Source organism: Paracoccus aurantiacus, assembly GCF_007993065.1.
GTDB lineage: Bacteria > Pseudomonadota > Alphaproteobacteria > Rhodobacterales > Rhodobacteraceae > Paracoccus > Paracoccus aurantiacus.
On record NZ_VOPL01000001.1, the window covers coordinates 1,006,445 to 1,018,641 of the forward strand.

The 12,197-nt window shown below is 64.0% G+C and carries 9 protein-coding genes; 8 read left to right on the top strand and 1 reads right to left on the bottom strand.

Annotated features, from left to right (window positions below):
* Window positions 1-8 precede the first annotated feature (8 nt).
* From tssK to FQV27_RS04910, 6 genes are read left to right on the top strand one after another with little or no spacing between them, the layout of a single operon-like run.
* Window positions 9-1,343, top strand: coding sequence for a type VI secretion system baseplate subunit TssK (tssK, locus tag FQV27_RS04885; RefSeq protein WP_147096681.1), 1,335 nt, complete (start codon window positions 9-11; stop codon window positions 1,341-1,343).
* A complete protein-coding gene (gene icmH, locus FQV27_RS04890; protein WP_147096682.1) occupies window positions 1,343-3,286 on the top strand; it encodes a type IVB secretion system protein IcmH/DotU in 1,944 nt (647 codons plus the stop codon). Before tssK ends, icmH begins: the two co-directional genes overlap by 1 nt.
* Window positions 3,283-6,960, top strand: coding sequence for a type VI secretion system membrane subunit TssM (gene tssM / locus FQV27_RS04895; RefSeq protein ID WP_147096683.1), 3,678 nt, complete (start codon window positions 3,283-3,285; stop codon window positions 6,958-6,960). The genes icmH and tssM overlap by 4 nt, the downstream gene beginning before the upstream one ends.
* Complete coding sequence (gene tagF / locus FQV27_RS04900; protein WP_147096684.1) at window positions 6,939-7,673, top strand: type VI secretion system-associated protein TagF; 735 nt, start codon at window positions 6,939-6,941, stop codon at window positions 7,671-7,673. Before tssM ends, tagF begins: the two co-directional genes overlap by 22 nt.
* Complete coding sequence (locus FQV27_RS04905) at window positions 7,670-8,434, top strand: PP2C family protein-serine/threonine phosphatase (protein WP_147096685.1); 765 nt, start codon at window positions 7,670-7,672, stop codon at window positions 8,432-8,434. The genes tagF and FQV27_RS04905 overlap by 4 nt, the downstream gene beginning before the upstream one ends.
* A 2-nt stretch (window positions 8,435-8,436) precedes the next feature.
* A complete protein-coding gene (locus FQV27_RS04910; protein ID WP_147096686.1) occupies window positions 8,437-10,776 on the top strand; it encodes a serine/threonine-protein kinase in 2,340 nt (779 codons plus the stop codon).
* Between the two features lie 4 nt (window positions 10,777-10,780).
* Here FQV27_RS04910 and FQV27_RS04915 read toward each other — a convergent pair whose 3' ends face one another.
* On the bottom strand, window positions 10,781-11,185 hold the full coding sequence (locus FQV27_RS04915; RefSeq protein ID WP_147096687.1) for a DUF1036 domain-containing protein: 405 nt from the start codon (window positions 11,183-11,185) through the stop codon (window positions 10,781-10,783).
* Window positions 11,186-11,267: 82 nt separating this feature from the next.
* On the opposite strand from FQV27_RS04915, the gene FQV27_RS04920 reads away from it, so the two are divergent.
* Window positions 11,268-11,717 (top strand): hypothetical protein, encoded by a 450-nt coding sequence (locus FQV27_RS04920; protein ID WP_147096688.1) that lies wholly within the window; start codon window positions 11,268-11,270, stop codon window positions 11,715-11,717.
* A 113-nt stretch (window positions 11,718-11,830) separates the two neighbouring features.
* Window positions 11,831-12,190: a hypothetical protein gene (locus FQV27_RS04925; protein ID WP_147096689.1), complete on the top strand. Its 360-nt coding sequence runs from the start codon at window positions 11,831-11,833 to the stop codon at window positions 12,188-12,190.
* Window positions 12,191-12,197 lie beyond the last annotated feature (7 nt).

The window sequence follows — 12,197 nt, forward strand, 5'->3', positions numbered from 1 at the left end:
GCGTCCCGATGTCGTGGTTCAGTAAGGTTGCCTGGAAAGAGGGGCTGTTCATGCAGCCTCAGCATCTTCAACAGGCTGACCGCTATGTCGAGAACCTGGTCAACGCCCGCACGCGACTGGTTACGCCCTATCCCTGGGGTGTCAGCGATCTGACCATCGACCGCGATGCCTGTCAGCAGGGCCGGATCAGTCTGCGTGCGATTTCCGGGGTCATGCCCGACGGCACGCCTTTCGATGCGCCCGGCACCGGTCCCCTGCCCGTTCCCATCGATGTCCCGGACGATTCAGCGGGCCAGTTTGTCTGGCTGACCCTGCCCGACAGTTCGCCCAACATGCGCGACATGGCCCCTTATCAGGAAGAGGGCAGTTCGACACGATGGGGCGTCATGACCGAAGCTGTGGCCGACACCTCTGCTGCAAGCCGCAACGAGCAGGTTCTTGAACTGGCTGTCCCGCGGCTTGAGGTCGTGGTCCGCAAGACACCACGGCCGGGCTATCAGAACCTGCGCCTCGCCCGGATTTCCGAGGTCCGCGATGGCGTCGTCACGCTGGACGAGACGGCACCGCCGCCAGCACTGGTGATCGGGGCGCATCCGCAGATCCTTGGCTATCTGACCCGCGTCATCGGCTGGATCGAAGCGCGGCTGGAAAGCCTTGCGCGCTTTGCAGCCGATCCGTCTGCCGGGGGTGGGATGCAGGCGGCGGATTACCTGATGCTGATGGTGCTGAACCGCAATATCGGGCTGCTGCGCCACCTGTCCAAGACCTTCGCGCTTCATCCTGAAATGCTCTATCGCTATCTCGTCTCGCTCGCCGGAGAGCTTGCGACCTTTGACGGGGCAAACCGCATGGCGGCAGATTATCCGGCCTATGACCATGAAAACCCGAAGGAAAGTTTTTCGCCCATCGTCGCGGATATTCAGCGTTTCCTGTCGCGCGATATCGGCCGCGCGATCCGTCTGCCGCTGCAACAGGTGCGCCAGAACTCGTATCTCGCGCAGATCGCCGACCGCAACCTGTTCCGCGAGGCCACTTTCATCATCGAGGTGCAAAGTGCCAAACCGCTGACGCAGGTTCAGTCGCAATTCCCGGAACTTTGCAAGGTCGGCCCGAATACCCGCATGGCCGAGATCGTGAACAACAACCTGCCCGGCATCCAGCTTCAGCATATGCCGAACCCGCCGCGCCAGATTCGCGTGCTGTCGAGCCATGTCTATTTCCGCCTCGAAAAGAATTCGCCGCTCTGGCGCGAATTTTCGGTCGCGCCGGCTGTAGGTATGCATTTCGCGGGCGACTGGCCGGACCTGCAGCTTGAATTCTGGGCCGTACCGGAGGGTTCGTGATGGCCGGACGCGGCGGGGACGACGATGATCGCACCGATCTGGGCAGCGGGCCTGCCCGGCCCCATCGCGATCCGCAGGGCGGCGCGCGTCGGGGTCCGTCAGATGCAGGCGATCAGGGTCGGGCAGGCTCTCCGTTCGGGACGGGACAGCCCGGCGCACAGGGGCAATCGCCGTTCGGAGGATACCAGCAAGCCGGGTCCGATGACCGAACGGTGATCGGCGGTCCGTTAAGCGCGCCCGGCCAGCAACCGCCCTATCCCGGCGGATATCCCGCATCGACGCCACAGGCGCAGGGCGGCTATCGCCCCGCCGCCTCGCAGCCATCGGGCGGAACCTGGGTCGGCGCACCGTCATCATCGCCCGCGCCCTCAGGATCGCCATTTCCGGGCGCGCCTGGCAACGCGTCCGGGGGGCAAGCCTATCAGGGGGGGTATCCGGGCGGATATCAGCCCGGCCCTCAGTCTGCGGCGGGCGGCGGCTCGGCCAGCCCGTTCGATCAATCGGGTCAGATCGGTCGCGCCGCAGGTCAGCGCGACGAAGGGTTCTTTCCGCAATATCATCAGCCCGACACCACCCCGCGCGCCGCGACCCCGCGTATTCCGCTGCACGAGGCGCTTCAGGTCCGTGATCTGGGTGCGGCCTCGTCCTCGAACCCCCTTCTTGCGGCGGCGGCCAGTTTGCTGATCCTGCTTGGCCGGTTGCGCACGGGTCTGGTCGAGTTGCAGGTCGCGCCCCTGATGGAACATGTCACCCGAGAGATCGAGCGTTTCGAACATAACGCCCGTGCGGCCGGTGCCGACCCGCATGAAGTGCTGGTTGCAAAATACGCGCTGTCGGGGACCGCGGACGATATCGTGCAGAACCTGCCCGGCGGAAATCGCGGCGACTGGCAGCAATATTCGATGGTCGCGCGCTTCTTTCACAAACGCGATTCCGGTGTTGGCTTCTTTCAGGAGGTCGAGAAGGCGCTTCAGGCACCCGCACAGCGCTATAACCTGCTGGAGCTGATGCTGGTCTGTCTGTCACTCGGTTTCGAAGGGCAGTTTCGAACCGCGCCGAATGGAAGCGTTCAGCTTGCCCGGTATCGTGGTGCGATTTACGAAAGCCTGCGCCGCGTGAAGCCGCGCCCGGACGAGGATATTTCCGTGACATGGGCGCCGGTCGAACAGGGGCGGCGCCGGCGGTTCGGGGCGATCCCGATCCCGGCGATGGCGGGGATCGCGGCGGTTGCCCTGCTGGCGATCTTCGCGACGCTCTCGACACTCATCAATCGTGACGGCTCTGCGGTGGCCGCAGAAATGAGGGCGCTGCACCAAGGCGCGCCTGCCCTTCAGATCGACCGCACGACGCAGATCGCCTATGAGGCGCCTGCAACGACGCAGTTGCAGCGTATTCGCGACGCTTTCGCAGACGAGATCGCCGATGGCCGCGTCACGGTCGAGGAGAAGGGTGACTATATCGCTATCCGCGTCGGCAACCTTCAACTGTTCGATACCGGCAATGTCGATGTGAAGCCCGGCTTCACCGAGCTTGCGGCCCGCATCGCCGAGGTTCTGAACGCCGAAACAGGCCCGATCCTGATCGAGGGTCACACCGATAACGTGCCGATGTCGGGACTTGGTCAGTATAAGGACAATTATCAGCTTTCGCAGGCCCGCGCGGATGCCGTCAGCACCGTCCTTTCACCGCTGCTTGGCGATGCAGCGCGCATGACCAGCACCGGTCGCGGCGAGGATGACCCGGTCGGCGATAATTCGACCGATGCCGGACGCAGTGAAAACCGCCGTGTCGAGATCATGCTCGCCCGCGAAGGCACCTTCGGCGCCCCCGTCGCAGAGGTTGACGGAAATCTGGCGGCGGCGGGTGACAGCGCAGCGCCGACCGATGCCGGTCAGCCCGCAGCGGATCAGGCGCCGGCAGCCCAGACGGAGACGGCTCAGTGAGAATTTTCGGCTACTATCTCCGTTTCCCTCGCTGGCGCGAACATGCGTGGTGGCGCTGGCTTCTGACGATCCTCGGGCTGACCGGCCTTTGCGTGGCAATCTGGCTTGGCGGTCCGATGACCGGCTGGGGTCCGCTGACGACGGTCTGGCTGCGCGCCACGCTGATCGGGGCGATCCTTGGCATTTTCCTCCTGATCGTGTTCATCCGCTGGCGTCGCCGCGTGCGCGCCGCGCGCGCGATCGAAGAAGCCCTGATCCCCGCAGAGCCCGAGGGCGACGGCAAGGTTCTTGCCGAGAAGATGCAGGACGCGCTTGGCGTTCTGAAGAAATCCGGTGGCTCTGCCTCGCTTTACGACCTGCCCTGGTATGTCATCATCGGCCCGCCAGGTGCCGGCAAGACGACTGCGATCGCCAATTCCGGCATGGAGTTTCCGCTTGCGCAGGACCGCGCTTTGTCAGGCTTCGGCGGCACCCGGAACATGGATTTCTGGTTTGCCGAAGATGCGGTCATGATCGATACCGCCGGTCGCTATACGACGCAGGACAGCGACCTGACGGCGGATAAGGCAAGCTGGGATGCGTTTCTTGAACTGCTGAAGAAGACCCGGCCAAACCAGCCGATCAACGGCGTGATCCTGTCCTTCTCGGTCGAGGACATGCTGAACGAGAACCCCGAAACCCTGCACCGCCATGCAGAGACGGTCCGCGCCCGGCTTGCGGAACTGCACGAACAGTTGAAGATCGACTTCCCCGTCTATGTCATGTTCACGAAGGCCGACCTGATCGCCGGCTTTCGTGAGTATTTCGCCAGCTTCAGCCAGAACCGCCGCAAGCTCGTCTGGGGTCACACCTTTCAGACCGCGGACCGCAAAGCCATCACGCATGAGGCGGTGCCGCAGGAGTTCGACCGCCTCGTCGCGCGACTTTCGGACGAAGTCGCCGACCGCCTGTCCGAAGAACCCGACGGTATTTCGCGGATCGCGATTTTCGGTCTGCCCGGTCAGATGGCGCTGCTTCGCGACAATATCTCGGACTTCCTGCGCCGTGTGTTTGAACCCACGCGCTACAAGACCAATGCGATCCTTCGCGGCTTCTATTTCACCTCGGGGACGCAGGAAGGCACGCCGATTGACCAGGTTCTCGGGGCGATCAATTCCGGAAGCGACGGCCCGTCGGTCTTTCAGCCTGCCTTCATGTCGGGCCGGGGAAAAAGCTTCTTCATCCACGATCTGCTGAAGCGTGTCATCATCCCCGAACAGGGCTGGGTCAGCCATGACCGCAAGGCCGTCCGTCGCGCGATGGTGATCCGCACGGCGCTGCTGTCGGCCATTGCGCTGCTGACGGTCGGCACGGCCGGGGCGCTCGGGTACAGCTATTGGCAGAACCTGCGCCTCGTGCGCAATGCCGAGGCAGAGACTGCCGCCTATGCGCGTGCAGCGGTGGACGAACTGAATAGCGATGTGATCGACGATACCGACCTTCGCCCCATCGTGCCGCTGCTGAACGATATGCGCGCGATGCCGGCCGGCTTCGGCGACAGCGCGAATGCCCCGATCACCGAAAAAGTCGGGCTCGGTCAGCGCGACCGGCTGAACGTCGTCGCGACCGAGACCTATTCGCAGGCCCTGGAACGGATGCTGCGCCCGCGGCTGATCCTTGATCTGGAACAGCGCATGCCGCAGATCATCGGATCGGGTGAGATGACGCAGATCTATCGCGCGCTGAAGGTCTATCTTCTGCTCGGAATGCAGGGAGAGACGACGGACGACACCGCCATCAAGGCGTGGTTTGCCGAAAGCTGGGCCGAGGAATATCCCGGTCTCGAAGGGCTGAATTTCAGCGACCAGCTTGAACAGCATCTGGATGCGATGCTGGCGCTGGATGACAAGCGCAAGCCGCTGGTCGCGCTGGATCAGGTAACGGTCGATCGCGCCCGCGCTGCCATTGCGCAGCTTCCGCTGGACGAACAGGCCTATGCATTGATCGTCGACAACTCGATCAACAGCGATCTGCGCGACTGGCAGTTGACGCAGAAGATCGAAGGCGATGCGGGCAGCGTTTTCGCAACGGTGGATGGAAGCGATCTGTCGACGCTCAGCGTGCCGGCGCTTTACACATATGAAGGTTTCTGGGGCTATTTCTTCAACCAGCTTGAGGTCGTCGGCGAACAGCTGCGCCGCGACCAGTGGGTCTTGGGCGAGCAGGCTGCGTCGAGCGATATCGAGCGCCGTCTTCAACGGCTGGACCGCGATCTGATGGAGCGGTATCGCGCCGAATTCGTCGCCGCGTGGAAGGTAATGCTCGGCAATCTGACGCTTGTTTCGATGGTCGCCGACAAGCCGCAATATGCGGCGCTCGGCACCGCTTCATCCGCGCAGGGATCGCCGCTTTTGCGACTGGTGGAGGCCGTGGACCGCGAAACATATCTGAAACGCGAGATCGACGAGGCGGCAAATGTCGATCCCACGGTCTTCGGCCTTCCCGCGGCTGAAGGACAAGGTGAAGGCGCAGCCGGCGCGTCCGGCGTGGCGGGCTCTGTCGCAACGCAGGTTCAAAGCCGGATGCTGTCGCGCACCTCGGGTGTCAAGCGGATCATCGGCGAGGCACTGACGGCCAATGCGCGCAAGACGCAGGTGCGTCCCAGCGACAATCCTTCCGGCGGGGACGGCGCGCAGCAAGGCGCTGGCGGCGGCGGGGTGCTTGCCCCGATCGAGGCGATCTCGAATGAGTTCGAGAACTGGCATGCGATGCTGCTGCCGGGCAGCGACAATGTCCGGCCGATTGACACCCTGCTTGGAAATCTGGGCGCGATCTGGATGAACCGGCGCGATTCCGTCAGCAATCCCGGCCCTGCCGATGCCGCGCTTCCGACGCTTCTCAGCACGCTGACGCGAGATAATTCGCGCCTGCCGGAATCGCTGTCGGGTATGGTCACCCGCGCCGAGGACGATTTCCGCACCGGCGCCTCCAACTCGACAATCGAGGAGATGAACCGCGCGCTGAGCGATCAGATCACCTTTACCTGCCGCGATACGATTGCGGTGTCATTCCCCTTCGCGGATTCGCCGCGCAGCCTGTCCATCGACGCCTTCTCGCGTTTCTTCGGCGCAGGTGGCGCAATGGACCGCTATTTCACCGAATATCTCGACCCATATGTCGAGCGCACTGATGACGGTCTTGTCTGGCGCAGCGACAAGGAGATCACGCAGCGCCTTTCGGTCAATACGCTGAAGCAGTTCGAGCGGGCCGAGAAGATACGCAGCGCCTTCTTTGCCGGCGGTGGTGCCGAGCCGTCAATCGAAATCACCGTGGCGCAGGTGGATGCCAGCCCCACGGTCGAAAGTGCGCTTCTGTCGATCAATGACACGCTGGTCCCGACCGTCAGCGGTCAGCTTCCGCGCACCGTGGTCTGGCCGGGCACCGGAAAATCGACACTGCTTCAGCTTTCGCCACAGCAAGCCGATGTTTCGCAGATGCGGTTCGACGGCAGTGCCTGGACCTTCATCGAGTTTCTGAACGCCGCAAGCACCCGCCAGCAGAACGGGGATACCCTGCGGGCGACCTATACGCTTGGCGGGCGGAGCATCACCTATAATTTTACCATCAACGCCATAGTAAACCCATTCACCATGCCTGAACTGAGAGAATTCGAATGTCCGCAGAGCGTCAACTGAACGCGGCCGCCCTTTTCGGCAAGCACCAGGCTTTCGGCGATTTCGTGATCGCGGGAACGCTTCCGGGCGAAGCTTCGGGCCAGATCATGGATTGGCTGGCGCAGGTGCTGGGGGGCTGGCGCGACGGCGCGGGCGATGGCTGGCAGGCCAGCTTCGACAACGCCCCGGCGCTGCGCTTCTGGATCGGGGCTCAGCTTTCCAACGGCACGGCGCTTCGCGGTGTGCTGATCCCGTCGCGTGATCGCAGCGGGCGGCGCTTTCCGCTGGCGATTGCGCAGGCGACACACGGGGTGGCCCCCGTCACCGACAGCGATCAAGGCTTTCACGAACATGCCGAAGCCGCCCTTCGCGATCTCGCCGGGGCCGAGCGTTTCGATCCGCGCGAAGCGGCCTCTGACTTGATTGCCGCCCTGCCTCAACCCGCGGATCTGCCCGGTGCAGGCGGCGCAAGCTTCTGGGCATTGAACCCTAATCGCAGCGCGCAGGAGCTGCTGGCAGAGTTGCAGACAACCGATATCGCGCATGCGCAGGCCGCGCGAAGCTATTGGTGGTTCGCCGCCGACGAACGCGCGGCCACGCCAAGCGGACTGCTTGCCTGCGCAGGCTGGCCCGGCCCGGCCGAGATCGGCTGGCTTCTCGGGCGCGGGAACAGCACGCAGGCCGAGATCGAGGCCGCCGTTACCAGCGCCACGGCAGACGAGGCGAAGGCATGAATGCGCCCAACCCGTCGCTCGTTTTCCAGACTGCGGCGCGCAGTCATGAAGGGCGTGTGCGTGACCATAACGAGGACAGCTTCGCCGTGCTTCCCGAATTCGGCCTGTGGGTTGTGGCCGACGGCATGGGCGGCCATGAAGCAGGCGATATTGCCAGCGCCATTATCGTCGAAGAAATGTCCTCGGTCGGCGTTGCGGTCGCGGCGGCCGATCAGCGCGCGCGATTTCTTCAGCGGCTGGATCGCGCGCATCATCGCATTCGCAGCCACGCCGCTGAACACCGTTTGGACACGGTTGGCACGACCGTCGCGGCGATGCTTGTCTTCGGGACGGAATTGTCCTGCGCTTGGGCAGGCGACAGCCGTGTCTATCTGCGGCGCAAGGGTGACCTGACCGCGCTGACGACCGATCACAGCGAAGTTGCGGCCATGCTGGCCGAGGGCACGATCACCGCAGATGAAGCGCGCAATTCGCCGCGCCGCAACGTCATCACCCGTGCCATCGGCATCGGCCCGGAGGCACAGGCGGACGTCGTGACCGGCGTCGCCCGGCCCGGCGACCGCTTCCTGATCTGTTCCGACGGCCTGACCGAGCATCTGACCGACGCCGAAATCGCACTGATCCTTGATCCGCGCCACGCCGTTGCCGAGGCCGCAGACCGGCTGATCGGCGTGACGCTGGAACGCGGCGCGCGCGACAATGTGACGGTCGTGGTCATCGACTGCGCCGAGGCGGGCGAAGAGATCGACACGGATGGCTGAACATGTCCAGCACGCCCAAGGATGAGAAAAGCGCAGAGGATCAGGCACCCGTTGATCGGGTAAACGACGGCAAAGCTGATGCCCTGCCCGCGTCAAAAAACCTCAACGCCCCTGCGCGGTTGACGGACGCAGACCGCGCTGAAGATAGGGCCACGGCCCCACCTGCCGCACCGCAGGCCAAAGCCGCGCAAGACCGCCCTGCCCGCCCGCCCCCTGACAAGGCCGAAGCCGCGCCCGCGTCTGACGCGCTGCCCGAAACGGATCGACGCAGATCGGTCACAGGCTTCCCCGAGCCGGATGAGCGCACCCGGATCTCGGGCAATATCGCCGATGAGCATGGTGCAGAGCGCACGCGCATCTCTGGCGTCGGCACCGGGTCCGCGCAAGGCAGGCCCGGTTCGCGGGCTGGCGAAGATGCGCTGACGCATGGCCTGCCCCCGCCGATGCCGACGGTTGTCGCCGACATCGCGCCTGCCCTTCCCAGCATGCCGTCCCGTCTGGTCGAGGCCGGGACGCTCATCAACAACAATTACCGCATCGAAGCCCTGGTGAGCGCCGGCGGCATGGGCGAGGTTTATCGCGCGATCAACGTGTTCACCGGCGATCCCGTCGCGGTGAAGGTGATCCTGCCCGAACTCGCCCGCGATAACGACATCATCGACCTGTTCCGTCGCGAAGCGCGCGTTCTTGTCCAGCTTCGCGACGACGCGATTGTCAGCTATCACAACTTCATTCTCGATCAGGGTCTGGACCGTTACTGCCTGATCATGGAGTTTGTCGAGGGCACCCATCTGGGCAGCCGCATCCGCGAGCGTCTGGTCATGGCGGATGACGAGGCGGTGCGACTGTTGCGGCGTCTGTCCAGCGGGTTGCGCCGCGCACATGCGCGAGGTGTCACGCATCGCGACCTTTCCCCCGACAATGTCATCCTGCGCCATGATCGCGTGGACGAGGCGGTGCTGATCGACTTCGGCATCGCGCGCTCGACAGAACTCGGCGACGGGCTGGCTGGGCGTTTCGCCGGCAAGTTCAAATATATCGCGCCAGAACAGCTTGGCCATTACGATGGTGTCGTCGGGCCGCCGACCGATGCTTACGGGCTGGCGCTTCTGATGGCTGCGGTGATCCGTGGCCAGCCGCTCGATATGGGGGATTCGGTTGTCAGCGCCTCTGCCGCGCGTCAGGCGATACCCGATCTCTCGGGGCTCTCGCACCGGATTTTCCCGCTGCTTCAACATATGCTGGAACCGGACCCTGCAGACCGCCCCGCCGATATGGGGCAAGTCATTGCGATGCTGGACGATCCGATGCGCATTCCGGCGCGGTATCGCCTGCCGCTCTGGCAGGCGGAAACGACGACGCCGCCCGCTGCGATGGACGCGGCTGGCATATCAGAGTCGCCTTTCGGGACGCATCATCCGGCACCGCTTCCGCAAATGCCAGCCGCCCCGCCGCCAGAGCCGCGCCGTCGCGGCCGCGCGCCGGTCGCCATCGCTGTCGGTGCGGCAGCCCTGATTGCCGCGGCTGGCGCGGCCTTTCTTTTGCTGCGCGGACCCTCTGCGCCGCCGCCTGTCGATCCGGAAACCGTCGCCGCAACGGATATCCCGTCGCTGCCTCCGCGCGATCCTGCAAGCCGCGACGGCGTGCTGGCGGAACTGCCGCTTGGTTCATGTGCGATGGCGCAGCGCATCACCAGCGGGCCGCAAAGCGGCATGATCGCGCTCTACGCGGCCGAACCTGTCGCTGCCTCGCGCGTGCTCGACCCATTCGAGCAGGCATTCGCAACGCGCCCGACCCTGACCGAGCAACGCGTCACCGCGTCGCAATGCCCGGTCGTCGATTTCGTGAATATGCTGAGCGGGCGCAGCGCCGCGCCGCCGCTTCTGGGCTCCGCCGCGCGTGCGACGGAATCGGGTTTTCAGATCGAGGCGACTGTCGCCAGGCTGAGCGGACGCAACCTGTGGCTCGCACTGATCGCGCCAGACGGGGCCGTCTATGACATGACCGCGCAATCATCCGCTGCCGCCGATGGTACCGTGAATATGGGCGCGCGGATCGACTTGCCGCCGGGTGCAAGCGCGGATGCAGGGTCATACCTGCTGCTGGCGCTCGCATCGGACGAGCCGCCGATCGCGCTTGCGGCGGCACCTGCCGGGGCGGGTGCCGCCACCGTCCTGCCAGCCGTGCTGAAGGAATTGCAGTCGGGCGATGCATCTGCGGCCGCCGCGCTTTCAGCGCTCGACATCCGGTCGGCATCAACCCCATCAACACCGGACGGGGACACGCAGAACGTGCAACCTGATACGCCCGACGAATCCGCTGCGGGATCACCGGGCAACTGAACAGCTATGGCCGCGGCGAGACGAAGATCGTCCAGCTGTCCTGTTCCTGGGTGTCGACCTCGTAGAAACGTGCATCCAGATAGCCGCGTATCAGACAATCCTGCTGCCCCGTGATGTCGAACTTCGCGGTTGCGATACACATTGGTGTCGATCCCGGAAGCGCCTCGTTTCCGAACACATCGGCAGCGAACAGATAGTAGAAGCGGGAATGCAGCGCGTCATGCAGCAATGTCGCGCATTGATTCGGCGCAACCCGCCACCAGCCACGGGTCCTGAACTGCCCGCCAGAGGGTTCGGCAATGGCAATGTTCAGCACGTCAAAGCTTTGATTGCACAGACTTAAGGACGCCGATGCGCCCTGCGGCACCCAGCATGCCAGCAAGATCAGAAATGATGCGCGAACTGTCATAATCGGAAGCATTTTCGCCCTGACGTTGATTGAGCGTTTTTTCTGCGTGTGTTAGCGTCAACTGATAAGGAGCATACGGACCATGAAGCCCATCCTGTTCTTCGGCGCAAGCGTTTCGGCGGCAGCGATATCCTTCGCATTCGCGGTTCTGGCGGATCACGCGATGTCGCGTTCTTCGCCCGAGGCAAAGGTCCGTCCCTCTCTATATAATCCCGACCGCAACCGCGATGCGCTACGCTTGATCGCCGCGCGCGAGGTGCCCCGCATCATGTCGGCGCCCATAGTTACTCAACCAGAGATTGCAACAAAACCCGCCCCGCAGGCAGATCCGGACACCCTGACCGGCGTGTTTTTGCGCCGCCCTGTCCCGAAACCCCTGCACCTCGGTTCCGGCGATCTGTCGGAGGCGACGCGCCTGACGGCAGTTCAGGCGCATAGCACCGCAATAGCCGAAAGCGGCCCGGCTTTCGATGCTGCCCCGTCTCTGGTGTCCAGATTCCTGAACCTTCCCCAGATCGGGGTCTATCGCTGAAAGGAATTCTTATGCCTCGCGCAAACCCCCTGAACATGGCGGGTGCCGCTGTTCTGTCTGCAATCGTGGCTACGCACGGAGCATTAGCGCAGGACGCCGGTACAGCGAATACCATGGACAGCATCCTGCTGGAGCTGAACGAGCTTGCCGATACCGATGCCGGCGGATGCCGGCTGACGGTCGTCACGACCAACCGTCTGGCCGAGGGCCTTGGCCGTGCGGCCTGGCAGGTGGCGATCTTCAATTCCGAGGGCGTAGTCCAGTCCCTGCCGATCCTCGATTTCGGCGCATTGACTGCTGGAAAGACAAAGGTGGCGGTGTTCGAGATACCGAATGGCGGCTGCGAGAATATCGGGCGGATCGTCGTGAACGATGTCGCCGAATGCACGGCAGAGGGCGGCGCCGACATGCGTGACGCCTGCCTTGGCAAGCTTGCCACCCAGAACCGCAGCGATATCGAATTCGGACTCTGACCGCTCT

Coding starts and splice junctions, on each gene's coding strand:
- FQV27_RS04925 (WP_147096689.1), top strand. CDS start 11,831: ATGGACAGCATCCTGCTGGAGCTGAACGAGCTTGCCGATACCGATGCC.
- FQV27_RS04910 (WP_147096686.1), top strand. CDS start 8,437: ATGTCCAGCACGCCCAAGGATGAGAAAAGCGCAGAGGATCAGGCACCC.
- FQV27_RS04915 (WP_147096687.1), bottom strand. CDS start 11,185: ATGACAGTTCGCGCATCATTTCTGATCTTGCTGGCATGCTGGGTGCCG.
- tagF (WP_147096684.1), top strand. CDS start 6,939: ATGTCCGCAGAGCGTCAACTGAACGCGGCCGCCCTTTTCGGCAAGCAC.
- tssK (WP_147096681.1), top strand. CDS start 9: ATGTCGTGGTTCAGTAAGGTTGCCTGGAAAGAGGGGCTGTTCATGCAG.
- FQV27_RS04905 (WP_147096685.1), top strand. CDS start 7,670: ATGAATGCGCCCAACCCGTCGCTCGTTTTCCAGACTGCGGCGCGCAGT.
- icmH (WP_147096682.1), top strand. CDS start 1,343: ATGGCCGGACGCGGCGGGGACGACGATGATCGCACCGATCTGGGCAGC.
- FQV27_RS04920 (WP_147096688.1), top strand. CDS start 11,268: ATGAAGCCCATCCTGTTCTTCGGCGCAAGCGTTTCGGCGGCAGCGATA.